Source organism: Brevibacillus borstelensis (assembly GCF_036700025.1).
GTDB lineage: Bacteria > Bacillota > Bacilli > Brevibacillales > Brevibacillaceae > Brevibacillus > Brevibacillus borstelensis.
The window spans coordinates 5,057,963-5,077,863 of the sequence record NZ_CP144922.1; the positions used below are offsets into that span (position 1 = coordinate 5,057,963).

Sequence of the window (19,901 nt, forward strand, 5' to 3'; positions counted from 1 at the left end):
CTCTTCATGTTTTATCAATTCCATTTCTTCCATTTGCCGTTCGACAATGTATAGACAAAGGCCGACTCACCGATCCCGACCCACCTGTAATCACCGGCGCCGGGAGAGATCACGATCAGCGTCTCAGGAGACTTGGCATCCAGCTGCTGCCAGCTGCCATCTATTTTTTCCATAATCCCCTGATCTGTTGCGACAGCGAGGATTCCGCTCGTTCTGTCCACCGTGAGCGAATATACCTGCTGGGCATTCGGGACGACTTCTGTTTTCCACTGCCCATCTTCATGATAGAGAAGGTTGAATTGGGCAGCCACATACAGGCGGTTTTCCATCGGATCGTAATCCATCGCATACACTTCCTGATCAAGCGGCAGCCATAGGCTCCACTCGTTGCCCCCGTTCGACGACTGGTAAATCCCCTCACCCGTTACAAATGCGAACAGGCGGATCTGATCGCCTTCCCGAATGCCTGCAAAGCTGCGGATTTCGGCAGGCTCAGGCAAGCCTTTCCCCAATTTGGCCCACTTCTTCCCGCCGTCAGTCGAGCGCAGCACACCGTTGTTTCCAGCGGCAAAAATGTGCTGGGGATTATTCGGATCGACAAACCAGCCTGTCACGTCCTTCTGCTCAAGCTCGGGAGACAATAGTCCCCAGACTCCTCCGCCTGCCGAATGATAAAGTCCGGCATGTGTTCCTACCCAGATGTGCTGGGCATCCGGAGTCATGGATAAGTTGTGTACGACCTCGCCCTTTTGCAGAACATCCTGATAGGTCAAATCTCCGGGCAGAGCCGCGGCAGTTACGGGCGGCTGTATCGGCTTGCTCCGCCCGCTTTCGCCGCAACCTGCCAAAAGTGCCCCTGCCATCAAGATCATTCCCCATCGCAGCAAGCCTTTCATGCCGACTACACCCCTTCCCGTTCTCTCCCACTAGCCAGGTCTTATCCTTGACTCTCCAGCAATTCTCTAAAGCCTGCTTCATCCATGACAGACACTCCCAGCTTTTCCGCTTTCTCCAGCTTGGAGCCTGCCTTTTCACCGGCGATGACCAGGTCCGTTTTCTTGCTCACGCTGCCCGTCACCTTTCCGCCCAAACGGGCAATCGCTTCTTCGGCTTCCTGCCGCGTCATCGTCGCAAGCGTACCAGTCAATACGACAGTCTTGCCGGAAAGCGGCAAATCCGCTCCAGCCTCGACACGAATGCCTTTGTAGCTCATATTGACACCGGCAGCCTTCAGCCGCTCGATTACCGCCTGGGCCTGCGGCTGGCGGAAGTAGCCTACGATGCTGGACGCCATTTTCGGTCCGATCTCATCAATCACGGTCAAATCTTCTTCGTTTGCGGCCATGATGCCGTCCATCTCGCCAAAGTGCTCGGCAAGTACGCGCGCCGCCTTGGCACCCACGAGGCGAATGCCCAGTCCGAAGAGCAGCCGCTCCAGGGAATTTTCCTTGCTGGTCTCGATGGCGGTAAGCAGGTTGTCAACCGACTTTTCCCCCATCCGCTCCAGCCCGAGCAAAACGTCGCGCTGCTGGTGCAGATAGTACAGGTCGGCTACGCTGCGGATGATGTCCTTTTCAAAAAGGGAAGCGACGACCTTTTCTCCCAAGCCCTCGATGTTCATCGCCTGACGGGAGACAAAATGAATGATGCCTTCGCGGATTTGCGCCGGACACATCGGATTGATGCAGCGGAGCGCCACCTCTTCTTCCAGGCGCACCAGCTCGCTGCCGCACTCAGGGCAGTGCGTGGGCATCGCAAAAGGCGTCTCGCTTCCGTCGCGTCTCTCTGGCAGGACAGCGATAATTTCCGGGATGATGTCGCCTGCTTTTTTGACCATGACATGGTCGCCGATCAACAGTCCCTTTTCCCGGATGATGTCCTCGTTGTGCAGCGAGGCCCGCTTTACCGTGGTGCCAGCCAGACTGACCGGCTCCAAAATCGCGGTAGGAGTAACCGTACCAGTGCGTCCGACAGATACTTCGATCCCTTTCAATACGGTAATCGCTTCCTCTGCCGGGAATTTGTACGCCACCGCCCAGCGCGGGCTTTTCGCCGTAAAGCCAAGCTCCTGCTGCTGAACGTAGCTGTCTACTTTAATGACCATACCGTCGATATCGTATGCGAGCTGCGGTCGTTTTTCCACCCAACTGTTCACAAAATCAATCACGTCATCAATGTTGTCAAATGTGCGCCGTTCTTTATTTACTTTGAAGCCGAGCGACTCCAACAGATCCAGCCCTTCGCTGTGGGACTCGACATCGACTCCCTGCAAATCGCCGATGGCATAGATGAAGGTGTCCAACTGGCGGGAAGCCGCAATCCTCGGATCGAGCTGACGAAGCGATCCGGCTGCGGAGTTGCGCGGGTTGGCAAACAGGGCTTCTCCGCGTTCCTCCCGTTCCTTGTTCAGCTTCTCAAAGGCTGCACGCGGCATAAACGCTTCACCGCGCACCTCGATAGTCACTGGGCGGGTCAGCCGGAGCGGAATCGAACGGATCGTCCGCAGATTTTGCGTAATATCCTCGCCTGTCGTCCCATCGCCGCGAGTCGCTCCCTTGACAAATACTCCGTCCTCATAGTGCAAGGAAATCGCCAAGCCGTCAATCTTTAATTCGCAGACATAGCGGACGTTTTGATTGCCTACCGCCTGGCGCACACGGCGGTCGAAATCGCGCAAATCCTCCTCGCCAAAGGCATTGCCCAGGCTGAGCATCGGCGTTTTGTGAACCACTTTTTCAAAAGCGGCCAGCGGTGCGCTGCCCACCCGCTGCGTCGGAGAATCGGGCGTGACCATGTCGGGAAAAAGGTCTTCCAAGCCTTGCAGTTCCCTTACCAGATTATCGTATTCCTGGTCGGTAATTTCCGGGCGGTCTTCTGTATGATACAGACGGTTGTGATGCTCAATTTGTTTCCGCAATTCAAGAATTCGTGCTTCCGCCGTCAATCGATCCATTTCGTTCATCCTTTGCTATTCCGTATCAAGCCCGAGCGCTTCCCGGGCAAATCGCTTTCGTGATTCAGCTTGCTTGCAAAAGATTCTGTACCGTATAGAATACTATCCCCGCTCGATCGGAGCAAATTTTGCCAGCAGCTTTTTGATTCCGGTCGGACTCGGGAAAGCGATATCCAGCTCCGTATCGTCTCCGCTTCCTTTCACCTTGACGACCGTACCGGTGCCCCACTTGCCGTGCTTTACCTTGTCGCCTACCTTCCAATCGATGCCGGAGCCGCCGCCATGGCCTTGCAATTTGGTCGGAGCGGCCATGGCCGGACGGGAAAAGGCAGAGGTGCCTGTAGTGCCGGTGCGTTGTCCAAAAGCGGACTTTGTCCCCGCATCCGCCTGACCCGCTCCATAGCGGCCAAACCCGTCTCGCTGGCCGTAACCGCGCTGTCCAAAGGAGCCTCCCTGCATCCCGCCTGATTCTTGAACAGGGCTTCCTTCCAACAGCTCGGCAGGAATCTCCTTGAAAAAGCGCGAGGGCGCATTCACATTGGTACGGCCAAACAAGGTCCGCATCCGCGCCGATGTCAAATACAGCCGCTCCTCGGCCCGGGTAATCCCTACATAGGCGAGGCGTCTTTCTTCCTCCATCTCCGCGTCGTCGAACAGCGAACGGCTATGAGGGAATACGCCTTCCTCCATTCCCGCCAGAAAGACGACCGGAAACTCCAGACCCTTGGCGCTGTGCAGCGTCATCAGGACGACCTGGCCTTCAGCGGATACCTCCTCCTCGGTCTGGCCGTCATCCGACAAAGTGTCAATGTCGGCTACCAAAGCGAGGTCGGTCAGGAAGGCAAGCAGGCTCTTGTCCTCGTTCTTCCGCTCAAACTCCTGGGTAACGGACAAAAGCTCCTCGATGTTCTCCAGCCGCGCCGCGGACTCCAGCGTTTTTTCTTCCTTCAGCATCTCGCGGTATCCGGTGCGCTTCAGCACTTCCTCCACCAGCTCGGTCACGGACAGGTAGTCGGTCATCTGCATCAGGTTGGTGATCAGGTCATTAAATGAAAGGATCGCATTGGTCGTGCGTGCCGGCAATCCCATATAGCCCGCCTCCTGGATCGCTCCGTACAGGGATTGACCGTGGGCATTCGCGTAAGCCTGCAGCTTTTCCACTGTCGTATCGCCGATATTTCGCTTCGGCACGTTGATAATCCGCGTCAGGCTGATGTCGTCATCCGGATTGGAGATCACCCGCAAATAAGCCAAAATGTCTTTAATCTCTTTGCGGTCGTAGAACTTCGTGCCGCCAACGATCGTGTAAGGGATATTCGATTTGATGAACACTTCCTCGACCACCCGGGACTGGGCGTTGGTCCGGTACAGGACGGCGAATTTGTCGTACCGCTTGTAAATGGGCATCTGCTTGCGGATCGTATCTACGATGAAATACGCTTCGTCGTGCTCGGAATCCCCCTGGAAGCAAGTGATTTTTTCCCCTGCTTCGTTTTCCGTCCAGAGCTTTTTCTCCTTGCGCATGACGTTGTTTGCGATCACCTGGTTGGCCGCCTGCAAAATCGTTTTGGTCGAGCGGTAGTTTTGCTCCAGTTTGATCAATTTCGCTTCCGGATAATCCTTTTCAAAGTTCAAAATGATGGATATATCCGCCCCGCGCCACTTGTAAATGCTCTGGTCGGCATCCCCGACGCAGCAGACGTTGCGGAATTTGTCCGCGAGCATGGAGATGAGCATGTACTGGGCCCGGTTCGTATCCTGATACTCATCGACATGGATGTAGCGGAATTTCTTTTGGTAGTATTCGAGAACCTCCGGCACTTCCTTAAACAGCCGGACAGTTGTCATGATGAGGTCGTCAAAGTCCAGGGACTGGTTGTTTTTCAGTTTCTTTTGGTACAGCTCGTATACCTTCGCGACGACCATCGAGTAGGCATCTCCGGCAAGATTCGAGTAACGGATTGGATCTGTCAGCTCGTTTTTGGCCCCGCTGATCGCCGCCAGGAGGCCGCGCGGCTCGTACTGCTTCGGATCTATGTTCAATTCTTTCAGACATTGCTTGATAACGGACAGTTGATCGCCGGCGTCGAGGATCGAGAAGCTCCGGTTTATGCCCAGACGGTCAATATCTTTTCGCAGGATGCGGACGCAGAGCGAGTGGAATGTAGAAATCCAGGTGTCCTCCGCTTCGCGGCCGATGATGGCGGCCACGCGGTTCTGCATCTCCCTGGCCGCCTTGTTGGTAAAGGTAATCGCCAGAATGCTCCAGGGGGCCACGCGCTTTTCCTGGATCAGATAGGCAATCCGTTGGGTCAGCACCTTGGTCTTGCCGCTGCCTGCACCTGCGAGTATAAGAACCGGCCCTTCTGTTGTGAGGACCGCTTCCCGCTGCTGCGGATTTAGTCCGGCGATAATTCGGTCAACTGTAGACATATGTATAACTTCCACCTTTCCTGCCTCTCAAAACGCTCCCGAACGAAAGCATATGTTCCTATTTTCTCACAGATCGAGGGAGAGTTCCAGTCAAACCAGAGGAGGGATTGCTGGCAAACAGAGTAAACATTTGAAGTCTTACCCTGCAGGCTCGCGGCCGGGCAAAAGCGGCTCATACATCATATACGCGAGGTTTTCCGCAATAAACTCGTCTCCAATCAGTTCGCCCTCCAGGTCATACACGCGCCGGTACAGAAGGTTGCGGCGTTCGTAGCCGCCCCAGAGCCCTGGAGTGATCGCGTGTTTCTTTTCATATACTTCGTATCGCCGCGTCGGCGGGTACTCGCCCAGCCACTCTCCGACGAGGCAGCCACCCCCAAGCGAAAGACGCAACTGAAAGGCCTGGTTCGTCTGATTGGCAATTTGAAGATCGAGGTAGTTGTAAAAACACGTCGCTCCGCTGCCAAATGGCTGCGTGCGGCTCGCGTCAGGAAAGACGTCGTAGCTGTGCCGGTGGCGCTCTGTCACGGTAAGGGGTGTAAACAGCGTCATCCAATAGATCAGGTTGGACAGCTGGCACAAGCCTCCCCCCACACCAGCCAGCACCTGCCCATGCGACAGCAGCATCCCTTCCAGATACCCTTTGCGCCGCGTCGGCTTTCCGATCAGCTTCCAGTACGAGAACGTCTCTCCCGGACGGACGACGATTCCATCCAATCGCTCCGACGCAATGCGGAGGTTCGTTACTTTGTTGTGCTGCATCCACATCTCGACGTTTTGCAGTTGCCTTAGCAAAGGGGTCTGATGATGTTTATGCAGGCAAGGAAGTCTCTCCGGTTTTCTCAGTCTGGCATACTTTTTTCGGCCAAAGAGCCATTCTCTATAACGTTTGATGCGGTAATAGCAGATACCCGCTGCCAATCTCCAGCGGCTGCGCTTGATCGGTCTCATGGAGCCCCCTCCTTTTTTGTTGATGAACAGGTTCAAAAGACCTGCATCCCCCCTATCTTCCGTCGTGCCAGCAGCATGAGAGTTTAGGCTATAAGGATGATTTTTCCAAACCGTGTAGATTTGAGGGAAGAGTTCGTGTAAACTGGAACTCAGCAGAATATTTTGAATATTGTGATGGAGAACAGGAGATTCACAGTATTCCATTCAGCTTACACGCTGGGGGGAATCTGTGATTTTTTGTTTTTGGGGCCCCGAAAACACCATCGCATATTCCAGCCTGCAGACCATGCTCCCTCTTTTCTTTGTCATCGCCTGTGGGAGCCAAAAAACGTCGAGGAGGAGATTTACATGATTCGCTTGGGAAAAACGTTGATGGCCGCAGTACTTGTTGCCGGATTGCTCCAGCCGCTGGCAGCTATGGCAGCACCCAATGAACATGCCCACCGCGTAGACACCGTCGCCCACCGTGGCGCTTCCGGCTATGCACCCGAGAACACCATGGCGGCGTTTCGCAAGGCAGTGAAAATGAAGGCTGACTACATCGAAATCGACGTGCAAGTGACAAAGGACGGGCAAATGGTCGTCATACACGACAATACCGTGGACCGCACTACCGACGGCACCGGAAAAGTGAAGGATTTGACCTTTGAAGAAATCCGCGAGCTGGATGCTGGCAGTTACTTCGATCCGGAATTTGCGGGCGAACAAATCCCCACTTTTGAAGAGGTGCTCGATGAATTCCGCGGCAAAACCGGCATCTTGATCGAATTAAAATCTCCTGAGCTGTATCCGGGCGTAGAAGAGATGGTAGCGGATGCCTTGCGCGAGCGAAACATGGACAAGCCCGCAAATAACAAGATCATCGTGCAATCGTTTAACTTCGACTCGATGAAAACATTCCACGAGCTTTTGCCGGACATTCCTGTCGGCGTTTTGACCAACAAGCCAGAGCAGTTGACCGATGAGATGCTCGACGAATTTGCCACTTATGCAGATTATGTGAATCCCAGCCTGAAAATGTTTTCCCCGGAATTGCTGGAACGCGTGCGCGAACGCGGAATGAAAATGTCGGTCTGGACCGTGCGGAAGCCGGAAGAAGCGGAACCGCTGCTGGACGCCGGCGTTGACGGCATTATCACGGATTACCCGGATTACGTGCCGCGCAACAAGCACAAGTAAAACCTGTTCAAAAGATCGTTCATTTGTCTGAACGCGCCTGTTTGTCACGGAAGAACAGATTGAATCGAGCGCGTCAGCCGATTATACGGCCTTAGTCCTTGTACACATGGACGCAAGGCCGTTTTCATTTTGCATGGAGCGAAACATGCATGCTTCCAATTTCAAACACATGCTCCCCAACAAAACAGGAGAGACCCGTTTCTGAGTCTCTCCTGCTGAACACACTATGCCTGTTTCCAACTACAGCCCTTCCGCCTACCTTTTCACAGCGCGAACGGTAGACAAAGCCGCCTGCAAGTCTTCGTAAATCACATTGCCCACGACAATCGTATCAGCCAAGGCCGCCATTTCCGCTGCCTGCTCCGCCGTCCGGATGCCGCCGCCGTAAAACAGATGCGCTTCCCCGGCGCCGCTTTTGCATGCCCGGACTACAGCCGGATCTCCATAGGCCCCGCTGTACTCCAGATAGACAATTGGCAGGCGGCAAATTTTTGCGGCTGTCTGCGCATACGCCTTGGCTTCCGCAGCGCCTTCTATCGGGCGGGCTTTTGTCAGTCTGGCAACACCCGAATCAGGGTTGGCTACCAGATAGCCTTCGGCAATGATCTCGTCCCAATGTATGTACTGGCCGAAAGCCTTGAGGCCGCTGACGTGCGGGGCAAACAGCCAATCTGCATCCCCCGCGTTGATCACCAGCGGAATAAAATACGAATCGAAGCCGGGTACAACCGCATCCAGCGAAGAGATTTCCAGGACTGCAGGTACCGCATAACGCCGGATCCGAGACATCAGCTCAAGCGTGTTGTCATATGTCACGCCATAGGTGCCGCCGACAATAATGGCATCCGTACCGGATTCGCATAAAGCCTCCAGCTCATCGTCTCCGATGGTTTTATCCGGGTCCAGTTTAAAGGTATGGCGCCAACTGCGATAATCAATCAACGGTGCTGCCTCCTGCCTATTTTCCGATCCGCTCAAGCGCCAGCTGATAACCGTCGTTGCCGTAGTTCAAGCAGCGCTTGACGCGTGAGATGGTCGCCGTGCTCGCTCCCGTCTCCGCTTCGATCTGATTGTAGGTGTAGCCCTTGCGCAGCATGCGTGCCACTTCCAGACGCTGTGCGAGCGACTGCATTTCATTGATGGTGCAGAGATCATCAAAAAACTGATAGCACTCTTCCATCGTCTCCAAGGAAAGAACGGCCTCAAACAGCTGCTCGATCCCTTTTCCTTTTAGTTTTTCCAATTGCATCAGGATCACCCCGTCATAGGGAAGTTTTTTCACTGTAAAATTTTTAAGCGTTAAAGCTTACAAGATTATCTTAGAAGAAACAGGGCCACCCTGCAAGCCCCTATTCTCCGAAACCTATTCAAACTTGAGGTAGCTCGTCATCGCCGGGGCATTCGGCACGATCGAAACCCATGTATTGCCGCGCAAAAGCGGCACTTCCTTGGTCATGGAAGCGTCCTCGTAAGCCCGGATGACGCCGCCAGCCCGCTTCCATTTGATTTTTTTCGCCTTGCCCTGCTGGAACAGATATCCATCTCCCGGACCGACGACGTCCACCTGACGGCGGCCTTCACTATCCAGCACGCGATGCTTTGCGGCAATGACCAGCAGATTGGTCGTCGAGAGCTGCTCGTCTGTCGTCAGATCAAGATGCGGTTTGCCCTCTGTAAGCCGCATGTACTTTTTCTTTTCTGCATCGTAAACAAAGCCTGCTTTGTTGAGCGAATGAAAGACGAGATCGACCTTTGTCGCCGGCTCCCCTTCCGTGATCTCGGCATCTTCCGGCAAAAACGGAAAGTACGGCAGCTCGCCTGTCATGCGAATGCCTTTGTCCAGCATCGCCTGCTCAATCAGCTCCGGTTTGGTATACAGATTATGCGGGGCGTGGCGAAACTTCTCCCGCCAAAAATAGCGGCCGTTGGGAATTTCGTCGAGGTGGCTGTAATCGGAACGAGCCAGCGTGTTGAGCGCATCCGGACTGCCGCCGGCATGAACCAGCATGGCATCGATCCCAACTCCAAGCTGAATAAAATAGGGACGGATGCTGCGGACCGGTCCGATCACTTCCGGCCTTTGACTGTGGAAAACGGCGAGAAGGCGGGTCATTTCCCCTTCTGCCAGCACTTCGTATACCAGATCCGCCTTGTTAATCCCTGATTGCGGGCGGGCCTGCGGTGCATTGTTGATCATGACCATAATCGGCCGCTGGTCCAGCCTTGTCTGGCTGCCCAGGCCGGTAAACGGCGCAGTGTAAGGAAGCTTTGGCGGTTCCGCCGAGGGCGGCTGCACAATCGGAGCGGGCGGCTGCTCGGGCTGCGGCGTCGTGTCAGCCGGTTTGTTCGAACACGCTGCAAGCAGCGCCAGAGAAAGCAACATGAGAGTTCGTGTGATGCGTCTTTGCATGAAAACGCTCCTTTCCGGTTTTCTCTCGCACCCTCTTTTTTTCTCTGAAAGGAAAACAGAATCCTGCTTCCACACGTTTTCCACGATTCTCATACGCCGCTCCCACACATCCGGCCCGCGACTGTGCTACAATTTATGCAAACTCAGATGAAAAGCGAGGAAGTAAGCCATGCAAACTCCCTACCTCGTCTATCTGGTAGATGACGAAACCAGCCTCTTGGAGCTATTGCAATCGTATCTGCAAAACGCCGGTTTTCAGGTTCGCGCGTTTCAAAGCGGCGCCGAGGTTCTCCCCGTCCTGGAAGAACCGGAGCAGCCCCATATATGGATTCTCGACATCATGCTCCCGGACATCGATGGCTATGAGCTGCTGCGCCTGATCCGGGGCAAATCCGACGTGCCCATCGTCTTTATTTCCGCCCGTGATCAGGACATGGACAAAATCATCGGGCTTGAGCTGGGCAGCGACGATTATCTCGCCAAGCCGTTTCTGCCGCGTGAACTCGTCATTCGCGTGCAAAAGCTGCTGCAGCGCACCTATGAAAAAGGAGGGGCCGCAGTCCCTGCTCCCATTCAGGCTTCCTACGAGGACTGGGTGACGATCGGGCCGTACCAGATCTCCGAAAAGGGACGGCAGGTAAAAGAAAACGGGAACCAGATCGAGCTGACGACTAAAGAATTTGAGCTGATCGTCTACCTCCTCCACAATCAGGGCCTGGCGCTCAATCGCGAGCAAATCCTGACAGCAATCTGGGGAGAGGACTACATCGGTTCCGATCGGGCTGTGGACGATCTGGTCAAGCGCATCCGCAAGAAAATGCCCAAGTTTCCGCTGGAGACTGTCTATGGCTTCGGCTACCGGATGACCCGCACATGAGCAAATTCCGACTGAAAAACCTGCCGCTCTCCCGGCAAATCCTCATCCTGTTCATGCTCTTGACCAGCGTGCTGGGGATCGGAGTCGGGATTGTTTTTCCTTTTGCCGTCAAGCAGTACCTGGTCAACAATACGTATTCGCTTCTGGAGCAGGAGTTTTACACCCTGTCCGACCACATCTCCTTTAACGAGCACAACGAGCTGTTACCGGTACCGGCAGCCGCCCCTTACTTTTTGCAGGTGCTGCTGTCTCGTTATGAATACTCGTTTGACATGATCGTCTTTTCGACCGACGGCGTAGAGCTGGGCAGCCGCATTACGGAGAGGGAACGGTTTTCCTATAACGACGCGGCCGCACTCTACAAGAAAGCGGCCTCCTATCCCGGCAACAAGCTCCAGCACGGGACCCTGGAGCGCGGGGGAGAAGACTATCTGTTCGTCAGCAGGCTGATGGACTACCACGGCTTTCCCTACTATATGGTGCTGTTCTCCAAAGAACGCGAGCTGAATCAAATCAACTCGCTGCTGACCAGGCAGTTTCTCATGATCTTTGTCGTGCTGCTCCTGATCAGCTGGCTGCTGGCCGTCTGGTTCAGCCGCTACCTGAGCAAACCGCTCCGATCGCTGGACGAATCCTGCCAGAAAATCGCCCGGCGACAGTTTGATACGCCGCTCACGCTGGATCGCGGGGACGAGATCGGCCAATTGGCGCGCTCCTTTGAAACGATGAAGGATCAGTTGAAGGAACACGACGAATCTCAGCGCCATTTTGTGCAAAATATTTCCCACGAGCTGAAGACACCGATCATGGCGATACAAGGCTACACGCAGGGCTTGCTGGAGGGAGTCTTCCAGGGCCCGCAGGCGGAAAAAGGATTGCAAACGATCATGCAGGAAAGCAAGCGACTGGAAAAGGTCGTGGGACAGCTCTTGTACTTGACCAAAATCGAATCCGTCTCGCAAATGATGCAGATGGGCAGAGTCGATGTGACGGAGATGTTTCAATTGCTGGAGCAGCGGCTCTCCGTGCTGAACCCGGACATTTCCTGGCAGCTTGATCTGCCGCCCGCCCTCATCCTCGAAGGCGATGGCGAGCAGTTGAGCACTGCCTTTGTCAATATCCTGGAAAACCAGCTGCGCTACGCAAAAAGCCGGTTGGTCGTGACCGGCCGGCAAGCGGACGACAGGGTCGTCATCACCATCGCAAATGACGGTCCGCCGATCGAAGAAGCTCTGCTCCCGCAACTGTTCCAGCGGTTCCGCAAGGGGAAATCGGGCAAGCACGGACTCGGTCTGGCCATCGCCCGCGCTGTCTTTGAAGCCCACAAAGGCAGCATCGCTGTCCGCAATGAAGCGGAAGGCCCCTGCTTTACGATTACGCTACCCGTAAAGAGATAGCAAACCAGCAGAAAAGCTCCGGACCTCCCGGAGCTTTTTGGCCTTTCATTTATTTTGGGTCTTACATTTATTTAACCGGGGGCGGCCGAGTTGTTTTTGCATGGAATAATTCTATTTTATCGTTTTGTATTTTTTTATTATTTCAACTAGAAAGAATATTCGTTGACGCGGCCACTATCAGTTGATATGTTTATAAAAAATATATATTATTCACAAATTACTTGGGGGTCTCATTGTGAAAAAGAAAACGATGCTCTTACTCTCCGCTCTACTGACCAGTTCGCTCGTTGCCGGATGTGGTACGGGCGGCGGCGGGAATACCGCTTCGTCACCTTCCACCGCTCCATCTTCTGCTCCATCAGCTCCGTCTTCCGAAGGAGGGGCCGGAGGCGGAAGCTCGAACGTGATCAAGATTGCCACCCAAAGTCCGCTGTCCGGAGCCCAGTCGCTCGAAGGCGACGGCATCAAGCTCGGGGCGCAAATGGCCGTGCAAGAGCGTGCCGAAGCGTTTAAAAAGCTTGGTTTTGAGATCCAGCTCTTCCCTCAGGACGACCAGGCAGACCCGAAAATCGGCGTATCCAACGCGGAAATGCTGATTTCCGACCCGGACGTGTACGCGGTGGTCGGCCACTACAATACAGGCGTCGCCATCCCGTCCTCTGTCAAGTATGAAGAAGGCAAGCTCGCAATGATCTCCCCTGCAAATACCGGGGTCGAGCTGACGGAAGCGAACAGAAAGAGCGTAAACCGGCTCGTCGCTCGCAACGACCAGATCGCTCCTGCCGCAGCCAAATACGCAAAAGACAAGTTGGGAGCCGCAACGGTCTACCTCGCTCACGACAAAACGGCCTATGGCCAAGGCTTGACCGACGAGGTCCGCAAAGCATTCAAGGACCTGGGTGTAACCGAAGTCGGCTACGAAGGGGTCACCGCAGGCGAAAAGGATTACAGCGCAATCGTCAACCAATTGGTGGCGAAAAAGCCCGATCTTGTCTTCTACGGCGGCATGTACGCGGAGATGGGCATCATCGCCAAGCAAGCCCGCGAAAAGGGCTTCACCGGCAAATTCATGGGCGGCGAGGGATTGGAGTCGGCGGATATGTATAAAATCGCCGGACCCGCTGCGGAAGGGATCGTTTATGCGACTGTCGTAAGCGACATCCGTTCGCAGGAGCAAGGCAAGCAATGGGTAGAAAAATTCAAGGCAGCCTTCAACAAAGAGCCAGGCGCGTTCTCTCCTTTTGCTTATGACGCTACACTAGTCGCCTTGAACGGAATGGAAAAGGCGATTCAAGAAAACGGGGGCAAAAAGCCTACCCGCGAGCAGGTCATGAATGCAATCCGCGCCACGAACGAGTTCAGCGGTCTGTTTACAAAGGTCACCTTTGACGAAAAAGGCGACAACAAGCACTCCCAGGTTTACATCTATCAATACGGAAAAGAAAAAGCCGAATTTTTGGGCGAAGCAGGAAATTAAGGGGACACACGAAAAAGCACCTGTCTTGAAAAAAAAGACATGGTGCTTTTCTTTTTTTATGGAACGAAACGGCCCTCTGCCGCCAAAACTAAACCCTTCATCCTTGTCGCCAGGATGAGGGGTTTGTCTGTCATCATCTTTCAGCAGTCTTACCAGAAGCGCCGACCGGACTGTTATCAGCATCTTTCGATCAATCTCGCCAAGAGAGCCGACCGGACTGGGATCTGGTCGATCTCGATGAACTCGTCCGGGGAATGGGCATAGCCCCCTTTGGCCCCCAGCCCGTCAAGCGTTGGGACACCGCATGCGGCAGCAAAGTTGCCGTCGCTGACACCGCCCGTACCGGACTCCTCCAGCTCGATCCCGATTTCTTGCTCGGCAATGCTTTTTGCCAAAGCGAACAGCCTGCCGATCTCGTCTGTCCTCTCCATCGGCGGTCGTCGCATGCCTCCGGTCACGGTCAGGCGGGTACCGGGAAGACTCGGCTGCAAGGAGTGGAAAAGCTGTTCCATCTGCCTTGCCGCCTCCAGCGTCATCACCCGTACATCCACCTCTGCCTCGGCAAAGTCCGCCACGACATTCGAGCCGATTCCTCCTTTGACAAGCCCGACATTCACCGTCGTGCCCACCTCGTAATCGGTAAAGGTATGCAAGTATTGAACGATCCGGGACATCTCCTCGATAGCCGATACCCCTTTGGCGTGATCGACACCGGCATGCGAGGAGACCCCGTGCACGCGAAGCTGGAAGTGGGCGCTCCCCTTCCGCCATGTTTTGAGAGCGCCGTGCGGTTCTGTTGGCGGCTCCAGAACAAAGCTGGCTACCGCCCCTTCCGCCTCCCGTTCTACCAACCGTCGCGAGGTCGGACTGCCGATTTCTTCGTCGCTGTTCAGAAGGAGAACGACCTGCTTGTCAGCGGGGAATTGCCCCAGCTCCTGCAGGGCCCGCAAAGCGTAGAACGCCTGCAGTACGCCTGCCTTCATGTCGTACACGCCGGGGCCGTACGCTCTGCCATTTTTTATCGCAAATGGCCTGCGGTCCGCCTCTCCCTCCGGCCAAACGGTATCGTAATGTCCAATGACGAGCACCCGCTTCTCGCCGTTTCCGAGCACACAGCGCAGCTGATCTCCATACTGTTCATTGGCGATACGCTCCGCTTGCCCGCCTGTCAGCTCGACAAACCTTTTGCCAAACCAGTCTGCCATCCGGTCCCCCAGCGCTTTGCTGCGCGAAGGCGAATCCATGTTGACACACTGCCTGAGATCCTCGATCAATTGCTGTTGATACTGTTGCAATAATAAGTGGATGTCCATTGTGCCTCTTCCTTAGTGGGATTGAGAATTGAGTCCAAACAGCCGTTCCAGTCCGTACACCTTTTCCAGGATGACGATAAACAAAAGACTGAGCAGGATGACCACTGAAGAGATGGACGCAACCAAAGGATCGAGCGTCTCCTGCATGTAGGTGAAAATAGCCAGCGGCAGCGTTGTCGTGTCAGGCGCCACTAAGAACAGGGATACCGTCACGTTGTCAAAAGAAGTCAAAAAGGAAAAAATCATCCCTGACACAATAGCCGGACGCAGCAGAGGCAGGGTAATGTCCCAGAACACCCGCAGCGGACGCGCTCCCAGCATGTAGCCCGCCTTCTCCAGCGTATAGTCAAACGTGCTTAATCCGGTCAACACGAGACGAACGACATACGGAATGGAAATCAGTATGTGCGCAAGCAGCAGCCCGGTAAACGTACCGGCTATCCCGATACGCGTAAAGAACAGCAGCGCGGCAATCCCGATAATGAGCGATGGAACGGTCAAAGGAGACAGCAGCAGGCCGTTGATGATTCCTTTTCCGCGAAACTTGTATCTGTGCAGGGCCATCGCTGCCAGCGTGCCGATCAGGGTTGCCAGCACAGCGGTGATGGCCGCGAGCTTGATGCTGAACCAGAACGATTCGATAAATTCCGGCCGTTCGAGAATCATCGTGTACCACTGCCAGGAAAAGCCTTCGGGAGGAAAAGAGAGATATCCCGCCGCGGTAAATGAACTCGGTATGATAACCAGAAACGGCAGGTTTACCAGGATGAGTACAAAAAAGGTGATAAGGCCAAGCGGTTTCAGTTTTGTCATGACGAAAACACCTCTTTGTATCGCTTGGTCTCAATCAGCCTGGTGTAGAGAGTCACAAGCAAAATCGTACTGCCCAAAAGCAGAAATGCCAGCGCCGCTCCCAGCGGCCAGTTCAGCGTAGCCATTATCTGTTCATAAGCAATTACCGGCATGACTTTCACCGACGTTCCCCCCATCAGTGCAGGTGTGACGAATGCGCTCATGGACAGGCTGAAAACGAGTGTCGTCCCGGCGACAAGCCCCGGCAGACTGAGCGGCAGTGTCACGGTAAAAAAGGTCCGCACCCGGGATGCCCCGAGGATCGAGGCGGCCTTGGACAAGGACGGATCAATCGCATACAGGCTGGTCGCAATCGCCAGTACCATATAGGCGATAAAGGAGTCCGTCAGACCGATTACGACGCCTAGCTCGTTGTACAGCAACCGGAGCGGCTCTTTGATCAGTCCGAGCGCAAGCAAAACCTCGTTGATCCAGCCCTTTTCCCCGAGCACGACCACCCAGCCGAAATTGCGGATGACGACACTGATCAGGTGGGGAGCGAGGATCAGCATGGTCACGATGCCCCGCATCTTTCCCGTCGCCTGAGCCATAAACATCGCCACCGGAAAGCCGAGGACCAGCGAACAGAGTACGGTCCAAAGGCTGACCCGTATCGTCCTCCACATGATCTCCGCATAATACGGGTCCTTTGCAAACAACAAGTAGTTTTCCACGCTGAAGGCTTGCTCGTCATTTTGAAAGCTGAGCAGCAGCATGAGCAGCATCGGGAGAAGAAAGACGCCGAGCAGAACGACCATGCTCGGTGCCGTCAAAAGAAGAATCGACAGCCTTTTGTTCATCGTCATCCCCTCTCCGCCGGCATGACCAGCACATCTTCCGCATCCCAGCTGCAAGAGACAGCCTTGCCGGGGACGAGCTCCACGCCTTTATCGACCGTTTGCAGCTTGACAGATATGCTGTGCCCGTTTGCCTGCACCTCGCATTCCGTATAGGAACCGAGGAACGAGCTGAGCTTCAACTGACCGTTGACCCGATTTCTTCCTTCCGGCGCCGTATCGGCAGACAGTCTGATTTTTTCCGGACGGATAAAAACGGTTGCTTTTTGCCCGGGGAGAAGCATCAGGTTTGCAGACTTTGCCTCTACGAGAAGACCGCCGATTGTCTGGATGATCAAGGAGTCGCCTTCATGCCCGGCGACTTCTCCCTCGAGACGGTTGGTCTTGCCGATAAACGTATGGACAAATTCGGAAGCAGGCCGGTTGTAAATATCCTTCGGTGTGCCGATCTGCTCGATGAAGCCGTGGTTCATCACGACGATCCGGTCTGACAGGGAGAGCGCCTCTTCCTGATCATGTGTCACAAAAATGGTCGTAACGCCGATTTCCTGGTGCAGCCGTTTCAACTCATCGCGCAGCTCTTCTCTCAGCTTCGCGTCGAGATTGCTGAGCGGCTCGTCCAGCAAGAGCAGAGACGGCTCGATGACCAGCGCACGGGCGATGGCGATGCGCTGCCGCTGCCCTCCGGACAACTGCTTCGGGTAGCGGTCTGCGACATGCGGCAGCTTGACCAGATCAAGCACGCGTCCCACCCGCTCCTGGATCTGCGATTTGCTGATTTTTCGCAGCTTCAGCCCGTAGGCGATATTCTCCGCTACGGTCATGTGCGGAAAGAGCGAGTAGGTCTGGAACACCATTCCCAGCTCACGCTTGTAGGGAGGGACACCGTTCATCCGCTGTCCCTTGATCAGCAGATCGCCGCCATCCGGGTCAAGGAAACCGGCGATCATATTCAGCGTGGTCGTTTTGCCGCAACCCGACGGCCCTAAAAACGAGACGAACTCTCCCTGCTCCACTTGCAGGTTGAAGTCCTGAACCACGATATTGTTCTGAAACTTCTTCATGAGGCTGCGCAGTTCGACATCAATCACCTTGCTCAAACAGACACCTACTTTCCTGTAATGGGTGCGATTTCTTTATTGAAGCGGTCCAGCCAACTGGCCGTTTCCTTCCCGATGACATCGTAGTCGAAGTTTACGACCTTGCTGCGGTCAAACTCCAATTGCTTCGCCACATCCTCCGGAAGCTTCACAGCAGTGGCAGGATTGTAGTACAGCTCCGTCGCGTACATGGTCTGTACCTCGTCACTCAGCAAAAAGTCGATAAATGCCTTTGCCGCATTCGGATGCTTGGCCCCTTTTACCAATGTCGCTACGTTCGGAACGATGTTTCCGCCCTCTTGCGGGAAGACGAATTCCAGCGGAAGTCCGGCGTCTTTTTGGGTCAGGCTGCGAGCCATCGTCCAGGTAGTGTACGCCGCGCTCTTGTTTTGCAGGTTTTGCTGCAGCTGGGCCGCGCTCTTCGCAAAGGTAGGCATATATCCCGCAATCGTTTTCATTTTTTCAAAGCCGGGCTCGATGTTTTTCTCGGAGCCTCCGTCTGCATAGGCCATCATGATCATCGCGGAGCGGCCGAAGTTGCTTGCTACATCAGTCATCGTAATATAGCCTTTTACTTCCGGCTTGGCGAGGTCATTCCAGGAAGCCGGTACCGGCAGATTTTTTTCTTTGACCAATTCGCTGTTGTAGGAAATGCCCATCGGGGTAAAGTTGACGGTTACGCCGCTGTTTTCCGCGATCTTCAAGTCATCCGGGACATTTGTAGAGTAGAGAACTGAAACTTTCGGGCGACCGTATGGTCGCCTTGCTCATTTCAGCTCCCCCTCATCAAACCGTACGTGAGGTTTTCCCTCATACGGCTTTCCGATGTTCTTCTTTCTTTGGCATTCGGCTTACTTTATCCGGCTAATTTCAATAAACTACCCTGCGTGTTTTGTATGACCTTCAGCTTTCCGGCATGTTTATTCCGCTTGCTTCTTTTCTTGTTGCAGAAGATTGTAAGGCGTTCAATCACATACCAGTCTATCCGTCTTGCCCATCGTTTGGCGATGGGCGAGATGAAGTAGTAGTTCTTGAACCCCCTTAGCTTGCGATTTAGCCCTTTCACTAGCTCTTCTAGAGACAGAAACAGTTTGTTCCTTGGTGCAGTGTATTCCTTAATTTTACGTCTCATTTCCTTCATTGCTTTCTTAGCTGGTACATGAGACATAGCAAATACCTTGCTCCCCCCTTTGTTGAACACGGGGAATTTGCGATGGTGCAGCCCAAGAAAGTCAAACCCAGTGGAATTGTCCCAAATATTAACGAGTCTAGATTTCTCTTTACTGAGACTAAGCTCCAGCTTGTTTAGAATAGCCATCAGCACTTGAATGCTTTCCAATGCTTCTTGTTTGGTTCTGCACATGATAACGAAGTCATCCGCATAGCGGATAAGTGTGCCAAGATGGGAGAATTGATTTTCCCAAATGGTGTCCATGTAGTTTAGATAGATGTTTGAAAGAAGAGGCGAGATTACCCCTCCTTGCGGAGTTCCCAGTTCTGTTTCATGGAATTGATCATTTTCCATGACCCCAGCCTGCAGCCATTGTCGGATAAGTTTCAGAACACGTCTGTCGCTGATTCTCATTTCGACCAGTTTCATCAACTTCTCATGGTTGATGTTGTCGAAATACCCTTTAATGTCAACATCTACGACCCAATAACACCTCTTGCTTGCTTTGCGTATCTGTGCAATTGCCTGGTGAGCATTTCTTCCTGGCCGAAAGCCATAAGAACAGTCCCGAAAATCAGCTTCAAAGATCGGTTCAATGACTAGCTTAGTAGCCATTTGGACCACCCGATCCTTGATCGTCGGGATGCCGAGTGGACGTTTCTTGCCATCCGGTTTAGGGATGTAAGTTCGACGAACCGGATGTGGACGATACCGCTTTTCTTTTAAATCTAGATAGATCTCGTTAAGAAAACGGCTCTCCCCATACTCCTCCACAATCTGTGCGATGGATTGTCCGTCGATTCCTCCGCTCCCTTTATTTGCTTTTACTCTCCTCCAAGCTGTCGCTAGAATATCCGGGCGGTAGATTTTGTCATACAAGGCATGAAATCGCCGTTTTGAGTTTGCCTTGGCACAAAGATATAGGGTTGTCCAAAGTTGTCGAGCTTTTACATCGGTGTAGTTAGCAAGTTTACTTGCATTCACTCACTCT

16 protein-coding genes and 1 pseudogene are annotated in these 19,901 nt (G+C 54.0%); 4 read left to right on the top strand and 13 right to left on the bottom strand.

Annotated elements, in window-relative coordinates:
* Positions 1 to 14: 14 nt before the first annotated feature.
* From V5G20_RS24245 to V5G20_RS24260, 4 genes are all read right to left on the bottom strand, one after another.
* Positions 15 to 896: a hypothetical protein gene (locus tag V5G20_RS24245; protein ID WP_003389401.1), complete on the bottom strand. Its 882-nt coding sequence runs from the start codon at positions 894 to 896 to the stop codon at positions 15 to 17.
* A gap of 41 nt (positions 897 to 937) precedes the next feature.
* Positions 938 to 2,953 (bottom strand): NAD-dependent DNA ligase LigA, encoded by a 2,016-nt coding sequence (gene ligA / locus V5G20_RS24250; RefSeq protein WP_122957583.1) that lies wholly within the window; start codon positions 2,951 to 2,953, stop codon positions 938 to 940.
* A 102-nt stretch (positions 2,954 to 3,055) separates the two neighbouring features.
* Positions 3,056 to 5,386, bottom strand: a complete 2,331-nt coding sequence (pcrA, locus tag V5G20_RS24255) for a DNA helicase PcrA (RefSeq protein WP_024983561.1) — start codon at positions 5,384 to 5,386, stop codon at positions 3,056 to 3,058.
* Positions 5,387 to 5,524: 138 nt separating this feature from the next.
* On the bottom strand, positions 5,525 to 6,337 hold the full coding sequence (locus V5G20_RS24260) for a VanW family protein (RefSeq protein WP_338462551.1): 813 nt from the start codon (positions 6,335 to 6,337) through the stop codon (positions 5,525 to 5,527).
* 348 nt (positions 6,338 to 6,685) lie between these two features.
* Between V5G20_RS24260 and V5G20_RS24265 the strand changes: the two genes are divergently transcribed.
* On the top strand, positions 6,686 to 7,516 hold the full coding sequence (locus tag V5G20_RS24265; RefSeq protein ID WP_003389407.1) for a glycerophosphodiester phosphodiesterase: 831 nt from the start codon (positions 6,686 to 6,688) through the stop codon (positions 7,514 to 7,516).
* A 255-nt stretch (positions 7,517 to 7,771) separates the two neighbouring features.
* Here V5G20_RS24265 and V5G20_RS24270 read toward each other — a convergent pair whose 3' ends face one another.
* The 3 genes from V5G20_RS24270 to V5G20_RS24280 form a co-directional block, all read right to left on the bottom strand.
* Complete coding sequence (locus tag V5G20_RS24270) at positions 7,772 to 8,458, bottom strand: heptaprenylglyceryl phosphate synthase (RefSeq protein ID WP_003389408.1); 687 nt, start codon at positions 8,456 to 8,458, stop codon at positions 7,772 to 7,774.
* A gap of 16 nt (positions 8,459 to 8,474) precedes the next feature.
* Positions 8,475 to 8,765, bottom strand: a complete 291-nt coding sequence (locus tag V5G20_RS24275; RefSeq protein ID WP_003389409.1) for a YerC/YecD family TrpR-related protein — start codon at positions 8,763 to 8,765, stop codon at positions 8,475 to 8,477.
* Positions 8,766 to 8,879: 114 nt separating this feature from the next.
* On the bottom strand, positions 8,880 to 9,926 hold the full coding sequence (locus tag V5G20_RS24280) for a DUF3048 domain-containing protein (RefSeq protein ID WP_031932046.1): 1,047 nt from the start codon (positions 9,924 to 9,926) through the stop codon (positions 8,880 to 8,882).
* Between the two features lie 169 nt (positions 9,927 to 10,095).
* On the opposite strand from V5G20_RS24280, the gene V5G20_RS24285 reads away from it, so the two are divergent.
* From V5G20_RS24285 to V5G20_RS24295, 3 genes are all read left to right on the top strand, one after another.
* Positions 10,096 to 10,803, top strand: coding sequence for a response regulator transcription factor (locus tag V5G20_RS24285; protein ID WP_003389411.1), 708 nt, complete (start codon positions 10,096 to 10,098; stop codon positions 10,801 to 10,803).
* A complete protein-coding gene (locus V5G20_RS24290; RefSeq protein ID WP_003389412.1) occupies positions 10,800 to 12,200 on the top strand; it encodes a sensor histidine kinase in 1,401 nt (466 codons plus the stop codon). The genes V5G20_RS24285 and V5G20_RS24290 overlap by 4 nt, the downstream gene beginning before the upstream one ends.
* 235 nt (positions 12,201 to 12,435) lie before the next feature.
* Positions 12,436 to 13,677, top strand: a complete 1,242-nt coding sequence (locus V5G20_RS24295) for a branched-chain amino acid ABC transporter substrate-binding protein (protein WP_039070048.1) — start codon at positions 12,436 to 12,438, stop codon at positions 13,675 to 13,677.
* Positions 13,678 to 13,853: 176 nt separating this feature from the next.
* Here V5G20_RS24295 and V5G20_RS24300 read toward each other — a convergent pair whose 3' ends face one another.
* The 6 genes and pseudogenes from V5G20_RS24300 to ltrA all read right to left on the bottom strand — a co-directional run bounded on the left by V5G20_RS24300 (position 13,854) and on the right by ltrA (position 19,894).
* Entirely contained in the window at positions 13,854 to 14,990 is a 1,137-nt protein-coding gene (locus tag V5G20_RS24300; protein WP_338462559.1) for a M20 family metallopeptidase, read from the bottom strand.
* 12 nt (positions 14,991 to 15,002) lie between these two features.
* On the bottom strand, positions 15,003 to 15,803 hold the full coding sequence (locus V5G20_RS24305) for an ABC transporter permease (protein ID WP_003389417.1): 801 nt from the start codon (positions 15,801 to 15,803) through the stop codon (positions 15,003 to 15,005).
* Complete coding sequence (locus V5G20_RS24310; RefSeq protein ID WP_024983555.1) at positions 15,800 to 16,642, bottom strand: ABC transporter permease; 843 nt, start codon at positions 16,640 to 16,642, stop codon at positions 15,800 to 15,802. The genes V5G20_RS24305 and V5G20_RS24310 overlap by 4 nt, the downstream gene beginning before the upstream one ends.
* A 2-nt stretch (positions 16,643 to 16,644) precedes the next feature.
* Entirely contained in the window at positions 16,645 to 17,739 is a 1,095-nt protein-coding gene (locus V5G20_RS24315) for an ABC transporter ATP-binding protein (RefSeq protein ID WP_024983554.1), read from the bottom strand.
* A gap of 8 nt (positions 17,740 to 17,747) precedes the next feature.
* A pseudogene (locus tag V5G20_RS24320) lies at positions 17,748 to 18,458 on the bottom strand (extracellular solute-binding protein); the annotation flags it as partial.
* Positions 18,459 to 18,595: 137 nt separating this feature from the next.
* Positions 18,596 to 19,894, bottom strand: a complete 1,299-nt coding sequence (gene ltrA / locus V5G20_RS24325; RefSeq protein ID WP_024985477.1) for a group II intron reverse transcriptase/maturase — start codon at positions 19,892 to 19,894, stop codon at positions 18,596 to 18,598.
* Positions 19,895 to 19,901 lie beyond the last annotated feature (7 nt).

Bases quoted from the DNA above. Each gene is read 5' to 3' on its own strand.
- V5G20_RS24245 (WP_003389401.1), bottom strand. From the start codon at position 896: ATGAAAGGCTTGCTGCGATGGGGAATGATCTTGATGGCAGGGGCACTT.
- ligA (WP_122957583.1), bottom strand. From the start codon at position 2,953: ATGGATCGATTGACGGCGGAAGCACGAATTCTTGAATTGCGGAAACAA.
- pcrA (WP_024983561.1), bottom strand. From the start codon at position 5,386: ATGTCTACAGTTGACCGAATTATCGCCGGACTAAATCCGCAGCAGCGG.
- V5G20_RS24260 (WP_338462551.1), bottom strand. From the start codon at position 6,337: ATGAGACCGATCAAGCGCAGCCGCTGGAGATTGGCAGCGGGTATCTGC.
- V5G20_RS24265 (WP_003389407.1), top strand. From the start codon at position 6,686: ATGATTCGCTTGGGAAAAACGTTGATGGCCGCAGTACTTGTTGCCGGA.
- V5G20_RS24275 (WP_003389409.1), bottom strand. From the start codon at position 8,765: ATGCAATTGGAAAAACTAAAAGGAAAAGGGATCGAGCAGCTGTTTGAG.
- V5G20_RS24280 (WP_031932046.1), bottom strand. From the start codon at position 9,926: ATGCAAAGACGCATCACACGAACTCTCATGTTGCTTTCTCTGGCGCTG.
- V5G20_RS24285 (WP_003389411.1), top strand. From the start codon at position 10,096: ATGCAAACTCCCTACCTCGTCTATCTGGTAGATGACGAAACCAGCCTC.
- V5G20_RS24290 (WP_003389412.1), top strand. From the start codon at position 10,800: ATGAGCAAATTCCGACTGAAAAACCTGCCGCTCTCCCGGCAAATCCTC.
- V5G20_RS24300 (WP_338462559.1), bottom strand. From the start codon at position 14,990: ATGGACATCCACTTATTATTGCAACAGTATCAACAGCAATTGATCGAG.
- V5G20_RS24305 (WP_003389417.1), bottom strand. From the start codon at position 15,803: ATGACAAAACTGAAACCGCTTGGCCTTATCACCTTTTTTGTACTCATC.
- V5G20_RS24310 (WP_024983555.1), bottom strand. From the start codon at position 16,642: ATGAACAAAAGGCTGTCGATTCTTCTTTTGACGGCACCGAGCATGGTC.